The organism is Roseateles sp. GW835-FHT13E02 (genome assembly GCF_058794035.1).
This window is the reverse complement of record NZ_JBXAGJ010000022.1, coordinates 15546-35434: the sequence shown is the minus strand read 5'-3', so window position 1 is coordinate 35434 and position 19889 is coordinate 15546. Positions and strand designations below refer to the sequence as shown.

The 19889-nt window shown below is 67.8% G+C and carries 18 protein-coding genes and 1 other RNA gene; 11 read left to right on the top strand and 8 right to left on the bottom strand.

Annotation, left to right across the window (positions count from 1 at the left end; all coding sequences use genetic code 11):
* Positions 1–15 precede the first annotated feature (15 nt).
* Complete coding sequence (gene murI, locus AC1Q6P_RS19395) at positions 16–861, bottom strand: glutamate racemase (protein WP_492663078.1); 846 nt, start codon at positions 859–861, stop codon at positions 16–18.
* Positions 862–1037: 176 nt separating this feature from the next.
* Between murI and AC1Q6P_RS19390 the strand changes: the two genes are divergently transcribed.
* From AC1Q6P_RS19390 to AC1Q6P_RS19375, 4 genes are all read left to right on the top strand, one after another.
* The gene (locus tag AC1Q6P_RS19390; protein WP_102767278.1) at positions 1038–1790 is read left to right on the top strand and encodes an electron transfer flavoprotein subunit beta/FixA family protein; all 753 of its coding nucleotides are present in this window, start codon (positions 1038–1040) and stop codon (positions 1788–1790) included.
* A 31-nt stretch (positions 1791–1821) separates the two neighbouring features.
* Entirely contained in the window at positions 1822–2754 is a 933-nt protein-coding gene (locus tag AC1Q6P_RS19385; protein WP_271008792.1) for an electron transfer flavoprotein subunit alpha/FixB family protein, read from the top strand.
* 101 nt (positions 2755–2855) lie between these two features.
* Positions 2856–4649 carry an acyl-CoA dehydrogenase gene (locus AC1Q6P_RS19380; protein WP_492663079.1) on the top strand — a complete coding sequence of 598 codons (1794 nt, stop codon included), beginning with the start codon at positions 2856–2858 and terminating at the stop codon, positions 4647–4649.
* A 14-nt stretch (positions 4650–4663) separates the two neighbouring features.
* Positions 4664–5617 carry an NAD(P)H-dependent flavin oxidoreductase gene (locus tag AC1Q6P_RS19375; RefSeq protein WP_492663080.1) on the top strand — a complete coding sequence of 318 codons (954 nt, stop codon included), beginning with the start codon at positions 4664–4666 and terminating at the stop codon, positions 5615–5617.
* 101 nt (positions 5618–5718) lie between these two features.
* On the opposite strand, the gene ffs is transcribed toward AC1Q6P_RS19375, so the two are convergent.
* From ffs to AC1Q6P_RS19350, 5 genes are all read right to left on the bottom strand, one after another.
* Positions 5719–5815: signal recognition particle sRNA small type (ffs, locus tag AC1Q6P_RS19370), an RNA gene on the bottom strand.
* Positions 5816–5902: 87 nt separating this feature from the next.
* Positions 5903–7102: a serine hydrolase domain-containing protein gene (locus tag AC1Q6P_RS19365; protein ID WP_492663081.1), complete on the bottom strand. Its 1200-nt coding sequence runs from the start codon at positions 7100–7102 to the stop codon at positions 5903–5905.
* An 81-nt stretch (positions 7103–7183) separates the two neighbouring features.
* Complete coding sequence (locus tag AC1Q6P_RS19360; RefSeq protein ID WP_492663082.1) at positions 7184–8626, bottom strand: sensor histidine kinase; 1443 nt, start codon at positions 8624–8626, stop codon at positions 7184–7186.
* Positions 8623–9288 (bottom strand): response regulator transcription factor, encoded by a 666-nt coding sequence (locus tag AC1Q6P_RS19355; protein ID WP_492663083.1) that lies wholly within the window; start codon positions 9286–9288, stop codon positions 8623–8625. Before AC1Q6P_RS19355 ends, AC1Q6P_RS19360 begins: the two co-directional genes overlap by 4 nt.
* A gap of 75 nt (positions 9289–9363) precedes the next feature.
* A complete protein-coding gene (locus tag AC1Q6P_RS19350; RefSeq protein WP_171827837.1) occupies positions 9364–10497 on the bottom strand; it encodes an AIR synthase related protein in 1134 nt (377 codons plus the stop codon).
* A gap of 80 nt (positions 10498–10577) precedes the next feature.
* Between AC1Q6P_RS19350 and dnaX the strand changes: the two genes are divergently transcribed.
* The 4 genes from dnaX to AC1Q6P_RS19330 all read left to right on the top strand — a co-directional run bounded on the left by dnaX (position 10578) and on the right by AC1Q6P_RS19330 (position 14381).
* Positions 10578–12893 (top strand): DNA polymerase III subunit gamma/tau, encoded by a 2316-nt coding sequence (gene dnaX / locus AC1Q6P_RS19345; RefSeq protein ID WP_492663084.1) that lies wholly within the window; start codon positions 10578–10580, stop codon positions 12891–12893.
* Positions 12894–12978: 85 nt separating this feature from the next.
* On the top strand, positions 12979–13305 hold the full coding sequence (locus AC1Q6P_RS19340; RefSeq protein WP_102767270.1) for a YbaB/EbfC family nucleoid-associated protein: 327 nt from the start codon (positions 12979–12981) through the stop codon (positions 13303–13305).
* A 10-nt stretch (positions 13306–13315) separates the two neighbouring features.
* Positions 13316–13918, top strand: a complete 603-nt coding sequence (gene recR / locus AC1Q6P_RS19335) for a recombination mediator RecR (protein ID WP_492663085.1) — start codon at positions 13316–13318, stop codon at positions 13916–13918.
* Positions 13919–13982: 64 nt separating this feature from the next.
* On the top strand, positions 13983–14381 hold the full coding sequence (locus AC1Q6P_RS19330) for an MAPEG family protein (RefSeq protein WP_492663086.1): 399 nt from the start codon (positions 13983–13985) through the stop codon (positions 14379–14381).
* 82 nt (positions 14382–14463) lie between these two features.
* Here AC1Q6P_RS19330 and AC1Q6P_RS19325 read toward each other — a convergent pair whose 3' ends face one another.
* Positions 14464–16146 (bottom strand): transglycosylase SLT domain-containing protein, encoded by a 1683-nt coding sequence (locus tag AC1Q6P_RS19325; RefSeq protein ID WP_492663087.1) that lies wholly within the window; start codon positions 16144–16146, stop codon positions 14464–14466.
* Positions 16143–16973, bottom strand: coding sequence for a hydroxyacylglutathione hydrolase (gene gloB, locus AC1Q6P_RS19320; protein ID WP_492663088.1), 831 nt, complete (start codon positions 16971–16973; stop codon positions 16143–16145). The genes AC1Q6P_RS19325 and gloB overlap by 4 nt, the downstream gene beginning before the upstream one ends.
* A gap of 177 nt (positions 16974–17150) precedes the next feature.
* On the opposite strand from gloB, the gene AC1Q6P_RS19315 reads away from it, so the two are divergent.
* From AC1Q6P_RS19315 to AC1Q6P_RS19305, 3 genes are all read left to right on the top strand, one after another.
* Positions 17151–17948, top strand: a complete 798-nt coding sequence (locus tag AC1Q6P_RS19315; protein ID WP_271008805.1) for a class I SAM-dependent methyltransferase — start codon at positions 17151–17153, stop codon at positions 17946–17948.
* 75 nt (positions 17949–18023) lie between these two features.
* Positions 18024–18518, top strand: a complete 495-nt coding sequence (rnhA, locus tag AC1Q6P_RS19310; protein ID WP_102767264.1) for a ribonuclease HI — start codon at positions 18024–18026, stop codon at positions 18516–18518.
* Positions 18519–18662: 144 nt separating this feature from the next.
* Positions 18663–19883, top strand: a complete 1221-nt coding sequence (locus AC1Q6P_RS19305; protein WP_492663089.1) for an efflux RND transporter periplasmic adaptor subunit — start codon at positions 18663–18665, stop codon at positions 19881–19883.
* Positions 19884–19889 lie beyond the last annotated feature (6 nt).

Genomic DNA, 19889 nt, shown 5'->3' with positions numbered 1-19889 from the left:
TGCTGCAAGAGGCCCTCAGGCCTGCACGCGGGCGGCCTGAGCGTCCGGCCAGGCCAGGACTTGGCGCACAAAGTCCTGCAGCCGGGCGGCCTCGCCGGTGGTTTCCAGCCGCAGGGCGGGGCGGGCTTCGGATTCCACGTCCTGCCTGCCCCACAAGGCTGCCGCGCGCTGGGCCACGGCGGTTTCGATATTTAGCAGCTGTACCTGAGGGCCCAGGGCGCGCTGCAGGGCTGGCTGCACCAGTGGGTAGTGGGTGCAGCCCATCAGCACCGTGTCCACGCCGGCCTCGCGCAGAGGTTGGCAGAGCCGGTCCAGCAGGGCGTGAAGCTCGGGCGTGTCCAACTGTCCCCGCTCGATCAGGTCGACCAGGCCGGGGCAGGGCTGGCTGAACACCTCGATGCCCTCCGCATGCCGGCTGATCAAGTCCTGGTAGCGCGCGCTGGCGATGGTGGCCACGGTGGCAAGCACGCCGATGCGTGAGCCTCGCTGGCCCTTGGTGCGCGCCAGGCTGGCCGCGACCGCCGGTTTGATGCCCGGCTCGGTGCCGACGATGGGCAGCGCGGGCCAGCGTTGGCGCAGTGTGGCGATGGCGTGGGCCGTGGCGGTGTTGCAGGCAACGACCAGCATGCCCGCGCCCTGGCTCACCAGGTAGTCGGCCAGGCGCAGGCTGCGTTCGCGGATGAAGTCGGGGCTGCGCGGGCCGTAGGGCGCGTGGGCGGCGTCGGCCACGTAGTGAAGGGCCGCCTGGGGCAGCGCTTGCTGCAGGGCGCGCAGCACGGTCAGGCCGCCGACGCCGGAATCGAAGACGCCGATGGTGGCCGAGGGCGACCGTGCCGCGGCGAGGGGAGGGCTGCTGCTCATGCTCATTGGGGGCTGCAGTCTAGCGGCAGCCTGACGCGACTCTGGCTTCATGCTTAGAATAGAACGATCGTGCTTTTTTGGCTGCATCTCCGATGTTGGCAAAGATGCCCCAACCGCCTTCGGGTGGCCCCTTAGAATCTGATTAACGTTAACGTCAATTAGCCTTGGAGTAATCGATGAAGGTCTTGGTCCCAGTCAAACGCGTGGTCGACTACAACGTCAAGGTGCGCGTCAAGAGCGACGGCAGCGGTGTGGACACCGCCAACGTCAAGATGTCGATGAACCCCTTCGACGAGATCGCCATCGAAGAAGCCGTGCGCCTGAAGGAAAAAGGTGTGGTCACCGAGGTGATCGCGGTGTCCTGCGGTGTCACCCAGTGCCAGGAAACCCTGCGCACCGCCATGGCCATTGGCGCCGACCGCGCCATCCTGGTCGAGACCGATGCCGAACTGCAGCCCCTGGCCGTGGCCAAGATCCTCAAGGCCCTGGTCGACAAGGAACAACCCCAGCTGGTCATCCTCGGCAAGCAGGCGATTGACGACGATTGCAACCAGACCGGCCAGATGCTGGCGGCCCTGACCGGCCTGCCGCAAGGCACCTTCGCCAGCAAGGTGGAAGTGGCCGATGGCGCCGTGTCCGTCACCCGGGAAGTCGATGGTGGCCTGGAAACCGTGAAGCTGAGCCTGCCGGCCGTCATCACCACCGACCTGCGCCTGAACGAGCCGCGCTACGTCACCCTGCCCAACATCATGAAGGCCAAGAAGAAGCAGCTGGACACCGTCAAGCCGGCCGATCTGGGTGTGGACGTGAGCCCGCGCATCAAGACCCTCAAGGTCGAAGAGCCGCCCAAGCGCAGCGCCGGCATCAAGGTGGCCGATGTGGCCGCCCTGGTCGACAAGCTGAAGAACGAAGCCAAGGTCATTGGCTGAACCCAGATCAGAAGAATTCGGAGAAAACACAATGACTGCTCTCGTGATTGCTGAACACGACAACGCCTCCATCAAGGGCGCGACGCTGAACACCGTGACCGCTGCGGCGGCCGTGGGCGGCGATGTCCATGTGCTGGTGGCTGGTTTCAATGCCGGCGCCGCGGCCGCTGCTGCGGCCCAGATCGCTGGTGTGAGCAAGGTGCTGCATGCCGATTCCGCCGCGCTGGAAAACGGCCTGGCCGAAAACCTGGCCGCCCAGGTGCTGGCGATTGCCGGCGGCTACAGCCACATCCTGTTCCCGGCCACCGCCTCGGGCAAGAACGTCGCGCCGCGCGTGGCCGCCTTGCTGGACGTGGCACAGCTGAGCGACGTCACCAAGGTCATCAGCGCCGACACCTTCGAGCGCCCGATCTACGCCGGCAACGCGATTGCCACCGTGCAAAGCAGCGATGCCACCAAGGTGCTGACCGTGCGTACCACCGGTTTTGACGCCGCCGCCGCCCAAGGCGGCAGCGCCGCCGTGGAAACCGTGGCCGCCGCCGCCGACAGCGGCAAGAGCAGCTTCGCCGGCCGTGAAGTGACCAAGAGCGACCGCCCCGAGCTGACCGCCGCCAAGATCATCGTTTCCGGTGGCCGTGCCCTGGGTTCCAACGACAAGTTCATGGAAGTGCTGACGCCTCTGGCCGATAAGCTGGGCGCTGCCCTGGGCGCCTCGCGTGCCGCCGTGGATGCCGGTTATGCCCCGAACGACTGGCAGGTCGGCCAGACCGGCAAGATCGTCGCGCCCCAGCTCTACATCGCCTGCGGCATCAGCGGCGCGATCCAGCATCTGGCCGGCATGAAGGATTCCAAGGTGATCGTCGCGATCAACAAGGACGCCGAAGCGCCGATCTTCTCGGTGGCCGACTACGGCCTGGAAGCCGATCTGTTCACCGCCGTGCCGGAGCTGGTGGGCAGCCTCTGAGCCCGCGCGCAGCCCCCACTATCGAGTGAGCCCCAGGGCGCCCGACTCACGGTCGCGGCGCCCTTGTTGTATCTGAATCTGAGATCGCTGGAGACAAAGCCATGACTTACCGCGCCCCCGTCAAGGACATGCTGTTCAATATGCAGGAGCTCGCCGGCCTGCAAGCCCTGACCGAGCAAATCCCTGCATTCGCCGATTTCGGCATCGACACCGCCCAGGCCGTGCTGGAAGAGTGCGCCAAGTTCAACGAGGACGTGGTCGCACCGCTGAACTGGGAGGGCGACAAGGCGCCGTCCTACTGGAAGGACGGCGAAGTCTTCACCACCACCGGCTTCAAGCAGGCCTTCAAGCAGTTCGCCGAAGGTGGCTGGCAAGGTCTGCAACACCCCGCTGACTTCGGCGGCCAGGGCCTGCCCAAGACCATCGGCGCCGCCTGCGGCGAGATGATCAACAGCGCCAATCTGAGCTTTGCGCTCTGCCCGCTGCTGACCGATGGCGCCATCGAAGCCCTGCTGACGGCCGGCTCCGAGGAGCAAAAGAACACCTTCATCCCCAAGCTGATCGACGGCAGCTGGACCGGCACCATGAACCTGACCGAGCCGCAAGCCGGCTCGGACCTGGCCCAGGTGCGCACCCGCGCCGAGCCTCAAGGCGACGGCACGTACAAGATCTTCGGCACCAAGATCTTCATCACCTACGGTGAGCACGACATGGCCGAGAACATCGTCCATCTGGTGCTGGCCCGTGTGGTCGGTGCGCCGGAAGGCGTGAAGGGCATCAGCCTCTTCATCGTGCCCAAGTTCCTGGTCAATGCCGATGGCTCCCTGGGCGCCCGCAACGACGCTCACTGCGTGTCCATCGAGCACAAGATGGGCATCAAGGCCAGCCCAACCTGCGTGCTGCAGTTCGGCGACCATGGCGGCGCCATCGGCACCCTGGTCGGCGAAGAGAACCGCGGCCTCGAGTACATGTTCATCATGATGAACGCCGCCCGCTTCGGCGTCGGCGTGCAGGGCATCGCGGTGGCCGAGCGCGCCTACCAAAAAGCCGCCAGCTTCGCCCGCGAGCGCATCCAGTCGCGTCCGGTGGACGGCTCTCTGCCCAGCGCCGGCCCCATCCTGCACCACCCCGATGTGCGCCGCATGCTGATGACCATGCGCGCCCTGACCGAGGGTTGCCGCGCCATGTCCAGCGTGGCCGCCGCGGCCTACGATGCGGCCCACCACCATGCCGATGCCGAAATCCGCAAGCAGAGCCAGGCCTTCTACGAGTTCCTCGTGCCCCTGGTCAAGGGCTACAGCACCGAGATGAGCCTGGAGGTCACCGACCTGGGCGTGCAGGTGCATGGCGGCATGGGCTTCATCGAGGAAACCGGCGCCGCCCAGCATTACCGCGACGCCAAGATCCTGACGATTTACGAAGGCACGACCGCCATCCAGGCCAATGACCTGGTCGGCCGCAAGACCGCACGCGACGGTGGCGCCTTTGCCCGCTCCATTGCGGCCATGGTCGAGGCCACCGAAGCGCAGCTGCTGACACGCGACAGCGCCGCCGCCCGCGCGGTGCAAAAGCGCCTGACCGCGGCCCGTCTGGCCTTTGTGGATGTGGTGAACTTCATCGCTGCCAACGCCCGCAGCAACCCGAACGCGAGCTACGCCGGCTCCGTGCCCTATCTGATGCTGGCTGGCAATCTGGTCGCCGGCTGGCAGCTGGCGCGCTCGCTGCTGGTGGCCGAGGACAAGCTGGCCGCCGGTGAAGACGCCGCCTTCATGTCGGCCAAGATCGCCACCGCGCGCTTCTATGCCGAGCACATCCTGAGCCGTGCCGGTGGCACGCGCGATGCCATCGTCGAGGGCGCCGACAGCGTCACCGCCCTGGCGCTGGATGCCTTCTGATCGGGCGCGGCACGATGGCACTCCCTGAGATCCTGAAGCAGCTGCCGCTGCCCATCATCGGCTCGCCCCTGTTCATCATCAGCAACCCCAAGCTGGTGATCGCGCAGTGCAAGGCCGGCATCGTTGGCTCCATGCCGGCGCTCAATGCCCGGCCGGCCGAGCTGCTCGATGAATGGCTGAACGAAATCACCACCGAACTGGCGGCCTACAACCGCGCCAACCCGGACAAGCCGGCGGCGCCTTTCGCCATCAACCAGATCGTGCACAAGAGCAATGAACGGCTCGAGCACGATATGGCGGTGTGCGCCAAATACAAGGTGCCCATCATCATCACCTCGCTGGGCGCGCGCGAGGATGTCAACCAGGCCGTGCACGCCTGGGGCGGCATCGTGCTGCACGACGTCATCAACAACAAGTTCGCCAAGAAAGCGATCGAGAAGGGCGCCGACGGCCTGATCGCCGTCGCGGCCGGTGCTGGCGGCCATGCGGGGGTCAAGAGCCCCTTCGCGCTGATCCAGGAAATCCGGGAGTGGTTCCAGGGCCCGGTGGCCCTGTCCGGCTCCATCGCCAGTGGCGACGCGGTGCTGGCCGCCCAGGCCATGGGCGCGGATCTGGCCTATATCGGCTCGGCCTTCATCGCCACCGAGGAGGCCCGCGCCGCCGAGGATTACAAGCAGATGATTGTCGACAGCAACAGCGACGACATCGTCTACAGCAACCTCTTCACCGGCGTGCACGGCAATTACCTGCGCGGCTCCATCGTCAAAGCCGGCATGGACCCGGATCACCTGCCCGAGAGCGATCCGAGTGCGATGAACTTCGGCGGCAGCTCCAGCAAGGCCTGGAAAGACATCTGGGGCTGCGGCCAAGGCATCGGCGCCATCCGCGCCGTGGTGCCGGCGGCCGAGCTGGTGGCGCGCCTGGGCCGTGAGTACCAGGCTGCGCGCGAGCGCCTGCGTCTGGGCTGAAACACTCACGCTCGGGCGGTGCAGGCCGCCCGAGCCGCTGGGCTTCCACACAAGAAAAAAGCCCGCTGAGCAGTGCGCTCAGCGGGCTTTTTGGTGTTCGGGTTGACGAGCCCTGCCTCGGCACTGGTCACAACGGCTAGGGCTGCTTGGTTCCCCACCTGACCCGGTTGGCCGCGCTTCCATGCGAGGAGGCCCGTCAGCGTGCATTGTAAACGATGCGCGGCATGTTCTCCTTCAAGCCTTCGCCGGGTCAATCCTTGAAACCGGGCTCGATTCCCTTGGCGCTCAACGGTCGGCAGCTTGCAAAACGCCGTGGTTCAGCGCATCCAGCACCCAGCTGTCGCCGACCTCGTTGTTGCCCTCGGTGTTGCTCAGGCCGAAGCAGGCTCGCTTGCCGTCGAGTTGGAGAAGCACCATGCCCATGAAGCCGGCATAGGCGCCGGTGTGAACCAGGCTTCGCTTGCCTTTGATTTCCATGGCCACCCAGCCCAGGCTGTACTCGCCTGCGGGCAGCTGGCGCAGGGCTTGAATGTAGTCGGGTGCCAGCCCATGGCTATGACCCTGAAAGGCACACTGATGCTCGGCCAGCCAACGGCCGTAGCCCGCCGCGCTCAGCCAGACATTGCCCGAGGGTTGCAGCGCGCCGTCGACCCAGACCGACCATTCCGGCGCCAGCGCCTGGTAGGGCTTCAGTGCCTGCGGCTTCGGGCCGACATGGCCTTGCGGGGCATGGGTGGGCGGGCTCAGCGCGAAGTCCAGACCCAGGCCACGGGCCCAGTGGAGCAGCAGGGTGTTGAAATCCTGGCCGCTCGCCGCCTCCAGCATGGCCCCAGCCAGGGTGTAGCCGGCGTTGGAGTACAGCAACTCGCCTCCCGGCGCAGTGGCGGGAGGGCGTGCCAGCACCCAGCGGGCCAAGAGCCGCCGGCGCTCACGGTCAGTCTGGGGCAGGGGCTCCGTCTGAATGGCCAGGTAGTCCGCCAGCTCGGCAAGCTCGCTCGGCTCCTGAAATGCCGGCATGCCGCTGCGGTGGTCCAGCATCTGGCGCAGGGTGATGTTGGCATAGCCCGGATGCAGGATGGGCGCGAGATCGGGGAGCAGCTCGGCGGGCCGGCTGTCCCAGCGCAGCTTGCCCTGGCGCACCAGCTCGGCCGCCAATGCTGCTGTCATTGATTTGCCGAGAGATCCCAGCTGCATGGCATGGTGGCGGGACAGGGCTGTGTTTTGGCCTTGCTGGCTCAGACCGGCGCAGCCGAGGTAGAGCTTGTGCGCGCCTTCAAATTGACTGCCGAACATCGCACCCACCAGGCCAGTCGCGACTGCGGCCTGCGCCAGCTCGCTCAGACGGGCTTCCTCTTGCAGCAGTTCGGGGCGCAGCAGCTCCTCGCGTTCGGCGCTGCCGCCACAGGCACTCAGAACGGCGGCGGGCAGGAGGCAGGCGGGCAGGAGCGGCAGGAAGGCGCGGCGGCGCAGATGGGGGGTGGACATGGCGAACGAGGACTCCAGAACTTGAAGTCGGCGATTCTTGGCAGCCCACGCTAAAGAACTGCTAAAGCTCTTGGGCCTTCCTCAGGCACTCTCGGCCGGGGCCTGAGCCGCGCTGCTTGCGGGTGCATCAGGCAGTACCAGCTCGAAGCCGATGCCCCGCCCATGCAGGCCCGGGCCGACGCGCAGCTCCGCCCCCAGCTGAAGTGCCGCCTGTGCGGCGATGGCCAGGCCGAGGCCGCTGCCCGGCTCCTGCATGTGCTCCTGCGCTTGATCGCCGCGCCAGAAGCGCTCGAACATGCGCGCCTGCGCTTCGGGTGCGATGCCCGGGCCGTCATCACGCACGGCCAGCAGCAAGCGGCCTGCCGCCCGGGCCTGCAGCTCAAGTCGCAGCTCCCGTGCGCCGTAGCGCAGGCCGTTGTCCACCAGGTTTTGCAGCAGGGATTGCAGGGCATGACGAGAGCCTTGCCAGGGCCAGTGTTCCGGGGCTTCCAAGGCCAGGCTGACGGCGCGCTGCCGGGCGGCCGGATGGGCCTGCTGCAGCACCCAGGCGCAGAGCTCGACCAGGTCGAAGCGCTCGTGCGCTGCTGCGGAAGCTGCAGGGTCCAGCCGCGCCAGATCGAGCAACTGCTGGGACAGGTGCGCCGTGCGCTCCACGCCTTGCTGCAGGGCCTGGGCGGCGCGCTGACGGCCGGCTTCGTCGAGGCTGTGTAGCAGCACATGCGTCTGGGCGCCCAGAGCGGCCAAGGGGGTGCGCAGCTCGTGGGCGGCATCGTGAACAAAAGCACGCTCATGGGCGCGTTGCGCGCTCAGCTGGCTCAGCAAGCGGTCGAATGCCTGGGCCAGGGGTTGCAGCTCGGCATAGCGCAGGTCCAGCTGCAGCGGGGCCAGGTCTTGCCTCAGATCCAGGCCTGCGATGCGGGCGGTGAACTCGCGCAGCGGGCGTAGGCCGGTGCGCACGGCCAACCACAGCGTCAGCAGCAGCACCGGCAAGGCCAGGGCCAGGGAGGGCCCCAGCTCACCCAGCAGCCAGCCGAGCAGGATCCGATCGCCGGGCAGGGGGTCGGCGATGCGCAGCTGCCAGCGGGCATCCTGGGCGCCAAAGGTGGACTGCATGCGGCCATTCCAGGGCCGCAGGGCAGGGCCCGAAGGCCATGCTTCAGCTTGCAGCCAGGCGTCGAGTGGCGGGCCGCTGCGGTAGAGCAGCCGCCCCTCGGCCGTCCGCAACTCCACGCTCATGGCGCCGTTTTCCCAGGCCATCTCCTGGCGCAGCTGGTTGTACTCGGCAACAAAACCCTGCAGCACGGCCCGGGCGCTGTCCTCTTGCTCAAGTGATTCGATGCTGCGCGCCAGCAGGCGGCCCAATTGGTGGGCCTGCGATTGCTGCGCGAGGCTGTGCTTCACGCTCCAGTAGTTGAGCGCCAGCAGGGCCAGGGTGATGACGACAAAGGCCAGCAGCAGGGCGCCTACCGTGCGCCGCCCCAGGCTGCGGCTTCGCAGCTGCACCCACCGGGTCGGGGGCCTCACGACAGTGACTCCAGCCAGTAGCCGACGCCCCGCAAGGTACCGATGCGCTGCGCGCCGATCTTGCGGCGCAGATTGCTCAGATGCACCTGCAGGGCCGTCATGTCCAGGGCCTCGCCCAGCGGTTCCATGGCCTGGGCCAGCTTGTGCTTGTTCACCACCTGACCGCCGGCTTCGGCCAGGGCCAGCAGCAGCTGGAACTCGCGCGGTGTCAGGTCCAGAGGGTCGCCGTTCAGACGAGCCATGGCCTGGCGTGGCAGCACGCACAGTGCGCCAAACGTCCACTCCTCGCCGCTGCTTTGCGCGGCCTGGCGCCGCCGCACCGAGCGCAGGCGCGCCAGCAATTCAGGAATGGCAAAGGGCTTGACCAGATAGTCGTCGGCGCCGGCGTCCAGGCCGGCCAGGCGCTGATCGAGCTCGCCCTGGGCGGTGATCAGCAAAATGGCGGTGGCGTCGTTTTGGCCGCGCCAGCGCTTGAGCAGTTCAAGCCCGCTGCCATCGGGCAGGCCCAGATCCAGCAGCACCGCGGCGCAGCCAGCATCGCCGAGCCGATGCGGTGCATCGCCGGCGCGGCGCAGCCATTGCACGCTGAAGCCCTCCAGCTTCAAGGCCTCCAGCAGCGCCGAGCCCAGGGAGAGATCGTCTTCGATCAGCAGGATGTGCATGGCCGGAAGAACCTCAAGGAAGCCAAAAGCAAAGGCGGCCGGGGCCGCCTTGTGTCGATGGCCGCTGCGCTGCGATCAGCGCAGTTGCAGGTCGTCGTCGCTGAAGCGGATGTTCAGAGGCTCGATCAGCAGTTGCTTCTCGCCTGCTTCCAGGCTGCCGGCGACCCAGGCCTCGATGCCGCAGGCCTTGGCCACTTCCACCGTGCGGGCGGCGTCGGCCGCGGGCACGAAGATGGCGAAGCCGGCGCCCATATTCAGCGTGGAGTAGGCCTCGCGGTCGTCCTGCTTGGCATGCTCTTGCATGAACTTCAGCACCGGCGTGACTGGGGGCACGGTGTGGATGCGGTAGGTGAACTGGCCCGGGTGGCGCAGCAGCTTGCGCCAGCCATGGCCGGTGATGTTGGCGCAGTAGTGCGGCTGGATGCCGGCCTTGTAGAGCGCCTCGGTCACCGGCGAATACAGCACGGTGGGGGCGAGCAGGGCCTCGCCATAGCTCAGGCCCGGTGCGATTTCGGTCAGATAGCCTTGCGGCAGGCGCTCGACCAGCTTGCGTGCCAGGCTCAGGCCGTTGGCATGGATGCCGCTGGAGGCCAGCAGCACGATGGCGTCACCGGCGCCCAGCTTGTCGCCCACCGAGAGGCGTTCCTTGGGGTTGATCAAGCCGGTGCAGGAGGCGGCCAGGTCGATGCGGCCGCTTTCGACGATGCCGGCCAGGGCGGGTGTCTCGCCGCCGCCCCAGGCCACTTGGCAGGTGTCGCAGGCGCGCTTCCAGCCTTCCACCAGGCTTTGTGCCCGGCCCTTGTCGCCGAACCAGTCCGAGCCGCCCGCGGCCCAGTAGGCCTGCACCACCAGGGGCGTGGCGCCGACGGTGATCAGGTCGTTCACCGCCATGGCGATGGTGTCCTGGGCGATGCCGTCGTAGTAGTTCTTGCCGGTCAGCTGGCGCATCTCGTCGGCCACCAGGGTCTTGGTGCCCAAGCATTCGACGATGGAGGCGATGTAGAAGGGGCCCACATCCACGACATAGGCCGACTCGCCGCGCGAGGCCAGCACCTCGGTGAAACCATGGGCGGCCAGGTGGGCGCCGGTGGCGGCCGCGGCACGCTGTGCGCTGATCTTCAGCGGGTCGATCAGGTCGTAATTGACACCGGCTTGTTCGTAGCTGAGGGTGTCGGGCGAGGAAGAGGTGTGGGATGCGGGCGTGCTCATGGGCCAGGATTATCGCCTGTCCGCGCGCCGGCCGGCCCTGGCGCCCGGCGGGGCGGCTGGTGGCCCGTAGAATGCCGCGCATGAGCTACCAGGTCCTCGCGCGCAAGTACCGCCCCCACAGTTTTGAAGAGCTGGTGGGCCAAGAGCATGTGGTGCAGGCCTTGGCCAATGCACTGACCCAGCAACGCCTGCATCACGCCTACCTCTTCACCGGCACCCGCGGCGTGGGCAAGACCACGGTCTCGCGCATCCTGGCCAAGAGTCTCAACTGCACCGGGCCCGACGGCACGGGCACCATCACCGCCACGCCTTGTGGCGTCTGCGAGGCCTGCCAGGCCATCGATGCCGGCCGTTTTGTCGACTACATCGAGCTCGATGCCGCCTCCAACCGCGGCGTCGAGGAAATCAGCCAGCTGCTGGACCAATCGGTCTACAAGCCGGTCATGGGCCGCTTCAAGGTCTACATGATCGACGAAGTCCACATGCTCTCGAACACCGCCTTCAACGCCATGTTGAAGACGCTGGAGGAGCCGCCGGATTACCTGAAATTCGTGCTCGCCACCACCGACCCGCAGAAGGTGCCGGTCACCGTGCTCTCGCGCTGCCTGCAGTTCAATCTGCGGCCCATGGCGCCGCAGACGGTGCTCAGCCATCTGACGCAGGTGTTGAAGCAGGAAAGCGTGCCGGCCGATGCGGGTGCGCTGCGCCTGCTCTCTCGCGCGGCGCGTGGGTCCATGCGTGATGCGCTTTCGCTGACCGATCAGGCCATCGCCTTTGGCGCCGGTTCGCTGGTGGAAGAAGGCGTGCGCCAGATGCTGGGCACGGTCGATCGTGGCCATGTGGTGGCCATCATCGACGCCCTGGCTGCCGCCGACGGTGCGGCCGTGGTGGCCCAGGCCGATGGCCTGCGCGCCCTCGGCCTGTCGGCTGCAGGCACCCTGGAAGATCTGGCCGGCCTCTTGCAGCAGATGGCCGTGGCCCAGGCGGCCCCCGGTGCTCTGGACGAGACCGACCCGGACACGGCCGAGGCCGAGCGCCTGGCGGCCCTGCTGCCGGCCGATGAGATTCAGCTGATGTACAGCATGGCCTTGCACGGCCGCGCCGAGCTGGCCCTGGCGCCCGATGAATACGCCGGCCTGCTGATGGTGCTGCTGCGCATGCTCAGCTTTCGTCCCGCCGGTGCGGCCGGCCAGACGCTGAACAAGCCCGCTGCGGCTGTGGCAAGGCCGGCACGACCGGCGCCGACGGTGGCTGCGCCCAGAGTCGCCTCAAATGCGACGCCTGTGGTTGCATCTGTTGCTGTGCCTGTCGCTGTGCCTGTTGCTGCGCCGGCTCACACGGCAACCGCGCCGGATCCGCTGCCTGTCGAGCCCGCGTCGCCTGTGGTTGCGCAAGCAGCGCTAGCGACCGAGGCGCAACCCGACGCTGAGCCCGAACCTGAGCCTGCAGTCGAATCCGAGCCTGCACCTGTTGCCGCGGCGGCAGCGCCGGTTCGTTCTGTGGCCGAGCCCAGTGCGCAAACGCAGGCTGAGCCCGAGATCGAAGGCCAGATGGAGCCCGAGGCTCCCGCCCTGCAGGCGTCCGAGCCTGAGGTCGGCTACGACGCTGAAGTGGCGACAGCCCCGCCTCCTGCACCTGTGGCTGCACATTCGGCTGCACATTCGGCTGCAGCTGTACCCGCGTCCGTGCCTGCACCGGCAGTGCCTCCCCGCGCCCCCAGCCCGGCCGCCGGCGATTACAGCGCCCGCCTGCGCCCCCGCCCGGTGGTTCATGCCGAGCCCGAGCCCGAGGATGAGGTCGTCGGTGATGGCCGGCCCACGGACGATGGCGAACCGCCGCCGTGGCTGGATGCGCCCATGTCGGACGATGACGCTGGCGGCGCATCCGCCTCACACGGCGCCGATGGCGACGATTTTGGAGCCAGCGCCGCCCCGCGCGCCGGCCGCCCGGCACCGAATCGCCAGGGCTATGCCTCGACCGCCGGCGAGGATGTGCCGCTGCAGCCCACCGAGCTGGGCGCGCAATGGGCCGAGCTGGTGGCGCCGCTGGGTTTGCTGGCGCTGACGCGTGAGCTGGCCGTGCGATCGGAATGCGTGGGTCTGGAGAACGGCCCGGCCGGCTTGATGGTGCGCCTGCGCGTGGAGCGCGAATCGCTGCGCCAGCCGGCGCTGCGCGACAAGCTGCAGGTGGCGCTCGAAGCCGGCTTGCAGATGCCGGTGCAGATCGAGCTTGAGGCCGGCGTGCCCCAGGACTCTCCGGCGCTGCGCGATCTGGCACGCATCCAGGCGCGCCAACGTGAGGTGGAGCAGATCGTGATCAACGATCCTTTTGCCCAAACCTTGATGGCCCAGTTCAAGACGGCGCGCATCGTGCCCGGTTCGATCCGCTCGCATTGAGCGTTTGGACCGCAGCCGGGCGATGGCGCACCCAAGGCAAGACAACTTTCCAACGAACACCCCCTGACACTGAGGAGTATTGAAAATGATGAAGGGTCAACTCGCGGGCTTGATGAAGCAAGCCCAGGCCATGCAGGACAACCTGAAGAAGGCTCAGGACGAGCTGGCCAATGTCGAAGTGGAAGGCCAGTCCGGCGCCGGCCTGGTCAAGGTCGTCATGACCTGCAAGAACGCGGTCAAGCGCGTCACCATCGACCCCAGCCTGCTGGCGGACGACAAGGACATGCTGGAAGACCTGGTGGCCGCGGCCTTCAATGACGCGGTGCGCCGCGCCGAAGAAGTCAGCGCCCAGAAGATGAGCAAGCTGACCGCCGGCATGCCCCTGCCGCCGGGCATGAAGTTCCCGTTCTGAGCTCGACGCTTTGACAGCGTCCTCTCCCGCAGCGGGCGCTCTGGAGGCGCTGATCGAGGCGCTCAAGCGCCTGCCCGGCGTGGGCCAGAAATCGGCCCAGCGCATGGCCTACCACCTGCTGCAGCATGACCGCGAGGGCGCGCGCCTGATGGCGGAGGCCTTGCGGGCCGCGGCCGAAGGCATCGGCCATTGCGAGCGCTGCCACACCTTCAGCGAGACCGCGCTCTGCCCGGTTTGCGCCGACCCCGAGCGCGATGCGCGCCTGCTCTGCGTGGTGGAAACACCGGCCGATCAGGCGGCGCTGGAGCGCACCAACTCCTACCGCGGCTACTACTTCGTGCTGCTCGGCCGGGTCAGTCCGCTGGACGGCGTCGGCGTGCAGCAGATCGGCGCGGCCGAGTTGCTTGCGCGTGCGAGCGAGGGCGGGGTGGAGGAGGTGATCCTGGCCAGCAGCTTCACCGCCGAGGGTGAGGCCACGGCCCATGTGCTGGCCGAGGCGCTGCGCTCGCGTGGCATCCGTGCCACCCGCCTGGCGCGCGGCGTGCCCGTGGGCAGCGAGCTGGAGTATGTCGATCTCGGCACCATCGCCCACGCCTTGGTGGACCGTCGCTGACGGCCTTCATCTCCTTCGCCCCAGTTCTCCCCCGTTCCGTTTCCCCTCGACAAGGTCGCCCCTCATGACACTCGCCAACACCTGCATCATCGTCGCCAGCCTGCTGCCCATCGTCTGCGCCGGCATCGCCAAGTCCCGCGGCTTCGGCAAGCGGCGCCGGGATGGCGGCTACGACAACCACCAGCCGCGCGCCTGGCTGTCGGGTCTGAGCGGCTGGCAGGCGCGCGCCAATGCGGCCCAGGCCAACAGCTTTGAGGCCTTGCCGCTGTTCATCGCCGGCGTGCTGGTCGCCCAGCAGATGCAGGCCCCGCAGGCCACAGTGGATGCCCTGGCGCTGGGCTTCATCGGCGCCCGCATCGCCTACATCGCCGCTTATCTGGCGGACCAGGCCACGCTGCGCTCGTTGATCTGGGCTGCGGGCCTGGCTTGCAGCATTGCGCTATTTTTCGTGGGCGGCCCATGAGTCGGCGCAGCAGGTGCAGCGAGCCCTGCAACTTGAAATGAAAACGGGGCCTGCGAGGCCCCGTTGTTTTTGTGCGCTGCTGTCAGCGCTTGATCGAAGCTCGCACCGCCGTCTCCGGCGCTGCGGCCACCGTCACGCCGCGCGATTTGCTTTGGGATTTGGCAGCGTTGCCATTGCTCTTGCCGCTGGATTTGGCCGATGCCACGCGCGTGCCGCCCTTGCTGCTGACACCGGCCTTGCCCGATTTGGCCGCCAGCTGCGTGCCGCTGCGCGCGGCCGGCTTGTTGGGCACGTAAACGGCCAGGGCCTGGCCCGGCTTGAACTTGGCGCCGCTGGCCACCTTGTTCCACTGCGCCACCTGGTCGGGGCTGACGCCATAACGCGCCGCCACCGTGGTGACGCTGTCGTTGCGGCCAGCCTTGATCTTGAGTTTGCGCAGCGGGGGCACATCGGGCGCCAGGCTGATCGAGGCGTTGTCGGCCAGATGGCTGGAGACGTCTTCGCTGCGCTTGGCGCTGCGTGGCACCAGCAGGGTCGAGCCCTGCTTGACCAGCATGCGCGGTGGGATCTTGTTGACCTCGCGCAGCTGGTCTTCGTCCATGCCCACCTGCTTGGCTGCCACCGAGGGGTGCATGGTCTTGGGCACCACCCAGGCGGTCCAGCTGGCCAGCGGGCCGCGGTGGGCGCTGAGGTTCAGGGCAAAGGCCTTGGCGTTGTCGTAGGGCAGCAGCAGCTGGTTGCTGCCGGCGGCCAGCATCACCGGCTTGTTCATCTGAGGATTGAACTGCTTGAACTTTTCCAGCGTGATGCCGGCCAGACGGGCGGCGGTTTCCAGATCGATGTCGCGGTCGATGCGCACGGTCAGGAAGTAGGGGTGGTTCTCCACCGGCGGCAGGGACAGCCCGTACTTCTCCGGGTTCTGCACGATGTTCTTCACCGCCTGCAGCTTGGGGATGTAGTAGCGCGTCTCCTCCGGCATGCGCAGGCTCTCGTAGTCGGTCGGCAGGCCGGCCTTCTGGTTGCGCGCGATGGCTTTCTGCACATTGCCCTGGCCCCAGTTGTAGGCCGCCAAGGCCAGGCGCCAATCGCCGAACATCTTGTGCAGGCGGCCCAGGTAGTCGAGTGCAGCGCGGGTGGAGGCCAGCACATCGCGGCGGTCGTCGCGGAAGATGTTCTGCTTGAGCGAGAAGTCACGGCCGGTGGCCGGCACGAACTGCCACATGCCCGAGGCCTTGGCGGTGGACATGGCCTGCGGGTTGAAGGCGCTTTCCGTGAAGGGCAGCAGGGCCAGCTCGGCCGGCATGCCGCGCTTTTCGACCTCTTCGATGATGTGGAAGAGGTAGCGGCTGCCACGCTCGGTCATGCGCTGCACATAGTCGGGGCGGGCGCTGTACCAGGCCTCGGCGCGGCGCACACCCTCGTTCTCCAGGTCTTCCAGCTGGAAGCCGGCGCGCAGGCGATTCCACAGGTCGTTGCGCGCGGTCGGGGCGTCCAGATCGATCTTCATGCCCGGGCGCAGGCTATCTTCCAGCTCGGGGGCACCCAGGGCTTCGTCCTGCCTGGTGGCCGGGCTTGGCACGGCTGTGGCCTCGGGGGTGTTCGATAGGGCCAGGCTGCCGAAGCTGCGCGGCAGGGCATTGCGTTCGCTGGGGGCTGCGGTTTCGGCCACGGGGGTCGGGCCGCTGGCGCAGGCGGCCAGCAGGGCGGCCAGAGCCAGGGTGGACAGGGCTTGCAGGCCGCGGCGCGGGGTAGGGCTTGGGGTCATCGGTAGTCGTTCTTCCATTGCCGCAGGGCGGCGAAGACAGCGAGGGATTCGGGGGGCAGGTCTTGCGGCGCCTCACCCGGCCGGGGGCGCTGGGTGGGCGAGAAGCTGGTGTGGCGGCGCGCTGCAGCCTGAACGCTGGGTTCGGTGCAGCGTAGAAAGGGGTTGATCTGCAGCTCCAGTCCAACGCGGGAGGGCAGGGTCGGTTGACCTTGGGCACGCTGCCCTTCGCACCAGGCCTGGTATTCGGCCAGGGCGCGGTTGTCGGGTTCGATCTCGCGGGCGAAGCGCAGATTGGACAGGGTGTACTCGTGCGTGCAGCAGACGCGCGTCTCGGCGGGTAGGGCGGTGAAACGCGCCAGCGAGGCTTGCATTTGCGCCGGCGTGCCTTCGAACAGGCGGCCACAGCCTCCCGAGAACAAGGTGTCGCCGCAGAACAGCAGGGGCGCCTGGCCGCCGCCCGGTTGGCGCAGCACAAAGGCAATGTGGCCGGCCGTGTGGCCGGGCACCTCCAGCACCTCGAAGTCCAGGCCGAGCAGGGATACGTGCTGGCCCTCGCTCAGCGGCGTGAAGGGCGCGGAAATGCGCTCGCGTGCCGGGCCCCAGACCTGACCCTGGCCGTCCTTCAGCCAGGGGCGCAGGGCGTCGATGCCGCCAACATGGTCGCCATGGTGGTGCGTCACTAGAATGCCCCGCAGGTGCAGGTCGCGCTCGCGCAAGGCGGCGATCACCGGCTCGGCCTCGCCGGGGTCGACGACGAGGGCGTCGCGCCCGACGCTGAGCATCCAGATGTAGTTGTCCGTGAAAGCGGGAAGGGCTGTCAGTTCCATGCGCAGGTTTTCATTCGGCCGTACTTCATTCCGCCGCACTTCATTCCGGAACCACCCTTCCATGACGGCCGGCCCCTCGGGCCGGGTGAGGCGCGTGGGGACTCAAGACCTGACCCCCTGCGGCCTGCTGCAAGCCCGTGGCCGTGACAGCCTTGGCCTTCAGGAATCGACAGCCGCATGACGCGCGAAGCTTCGATTATAGAGTTGGCCACCTGGCTGCAGACGCCGCCGGGCCAGTACCTGCTGCGCTGGGAACAGCAGCAGCTCGATGCCGCCGTGGCCGATATTTTTGGCTTCCATGCCCTGCAGCTGGGCCTGCCCGAGTTGCCGACGTTGCGCGCCAACCGCATGCCGCACCGCTGGCTGGCGCTGGACCCCGCTGCCCGCTCCGGGCCGCAGGGCCTGCCCTTGCTGCTGACCGAGTTCGATGCCCTGCCTTTTGAGAGCAACAGCCTGGACCTGGTGGTGCTGCCGCACAGCCTGGAGCTGGCGCCCGACCCGCACCAGACCTTGCGCGAGGTCGAGCGGGTGCTGCGGCCAGAGGGGCGGCTGATCATCCTGGGCCTGAATCCGGCCAGCCTCTGGGGCCTGAGGCAGAATCTCGGCCGCTTGCTGCCCGGCGAGCAAAAGCTCTACCTGCCTTTGGCGGGCGAGTTTCTGGGCTACTGGCGCTTGCGCGACTGGCTGCGCTTGCTGACCTTTGAGGTCGAGGCGGCTCGCTTCGGTTGCTACAGCCCGCCGCTGCGCAGCGAGGTCTGGCTGGAGCGCTGGCGCGGTATCGAACCCATCGGCGCGCGTTGGTGGCCGGTGCTCGGCGCGGTGTATTTCATCCAGGCGGTCAAGCGGGTGCATGGCATGCGCTTGATTGGATTGCAGCGCTCGCGCAAGTTCGGCCGTGCTGCGGCTCCGGCCGTGGTGACGCAAAGCGGCAATGCCCGGCCCTGGCAGGGCGAAGGGCGGCCGCCCGAGCGCTGAGTGCCGGCGCGCCAAGCCGCCCGTTCCGTCCGTTTGTTTCTTTTTCCATCTCTCACCAGCGATCCGCACCCCTCCATGAATGCAGCAGTTCCCCCGTCCACCCCCGAAGCCAAGCCGCCGGTCCATATCGCCAAGCCGGTGGTGGTCATCTACACCGACGGGGCTTGCAAGGGCAACCCGGGCACAGGCGGCTGGGGTGCCTGGCTGAGTGCAGGCGGGCATGAGAAAGAGCTGTTCGGCGGCGAGCGCAACACCACCAACAACCGCATGGAGCTGACGGCCGTGATCGAGGCCCTGGCCTCGCTGAAGCGCAGCTGCCAGATCACCATCTACACCGACAGCGAGTACGTGCGCAAAGGCATGACCGAGTGGATCAGCGGCTGGCAGCGCCGTGGCTGGAAGACGGCCGACAACAAGCCGGTCAAGAATGCCGAGCTCTGGCAGCGCCTGGATGCGCTGCGCAAGCTGCACCAGGTGGAGTGGCGCTGGGTCAAGGGCCATTCCGGCGACCCGGGCAATGAGCGCGCCGACGCCCTGGCCAACCGCGGCGTGGCCTCGGTCGGCCGCTGAATCGACCGGCTGATCCCAAGCCTGGAGGCGCGCGCCGTGCGATTGGCGCCCGCCGACCGTCACTGACACCCCTCAGTCCGTGCTTCATGCCCTGAGGCCTGCACGCGACCGGAGCCGCCGCTAGAGTGCAGGCTCGGAGAACCCATGAGCTCGAAAAAACTGCACCGTTTTGTGGCCATTGCGGCCTTGTTGGGATTGAGTGGCGCCGCCTGGTGGTGGCAGCACCGCGTGCCGGTGGGCGAGGCCATGGCCGCGCAAACCGAGGGCAAGGGTGCCGCCGCCAAACCCGGTGACAAGAAAGACGCCAGGGATGGCAAGCCGGCCGGCCCCATCCCCGTGGAAGCCGGCCGCGTGCAGCGTGCCGACCTGGCGGACGAAGCCCAGGCCGTGGGCAGCTTGCGTGCGGCCCAGGCCGTGATGCTCAAGCCCGAGGTCAGCGGCCGCATCGTCAAGCTGGGCTTCGGCGACGGCCAGATGGTGCGCCAGGGCCAGCTGCTGGTGCAGCTCGATGATGCCTTGCAAGTCGCGCAGCTGCAGCAGGCCGAGGCGCAAGCCGGCATCGCTCGCACCCAGCTGCAGCGCAACCGCGAGCTGCTGGCGCAGAACTTCGTCAGTGCCAATGCCGTGGATCAGGCCCAGGCCGCCCTGCAGGTGTCCGAGGCGCAGGTGGCGTTGAACAAGGCGCAGCTGGCGCGCATGCAGGTGCGCGCGCCCTTCAGTGGCCGCGCCGGCATCCGTGCCGTCAACCTGGGCGATTACATCAAGGACGGCAGCGATCTGGTCAGCCTCGAGGACGCCTCCTCGATGTGGGTCGATTTCCGCCTGCCCGAACGCTATGTGCCGCGCCTCAAGGCCGGCCAGCAGGTCGAGGTCTCGCTGGACGCCTGGCCGGGCCGCAATTTCAATGCCCGCATCGAGGCCCTGGACACGGCGCTGGATGCCGCCGGCCGCTCGCTGCTGGTGCGTGCGCGAATCCAGGGTACGGCGCCGGAGCTCAAGTCCGGCCTGTTCGCCCGTGTGCGCGTGGTGCTTGCCACCCATGCTGGCGCTCTGCTGGTGCCCGAAGAAGCCTTGGTGCCGCTCGCCGGCAAGCAGTTCGTGATCAAGCTGGTCGAAGAAGAGGGCCAGCTCAAGGCCCGCCGCATCGAGGCCAAGCTGGGCCTGCGCCTGAACGGCCAGGTCGAGTTGCTGGAAGGGCTGAAGGAGGGCGATCGCGTCGTCACCGCCGGTCAGGCCAAGCTGCTGCGCGGCGATGGCCAGGCGGTCAAGGTGGTGGATGTGGACAGCAAGAAGGCGGGCAAGCCTGCGGGTGCAGCCTCGGCGCCGGCCGCGTCATCGCCGGCGTCCTCCGCCGCCAGCCGCTGAAAGCCC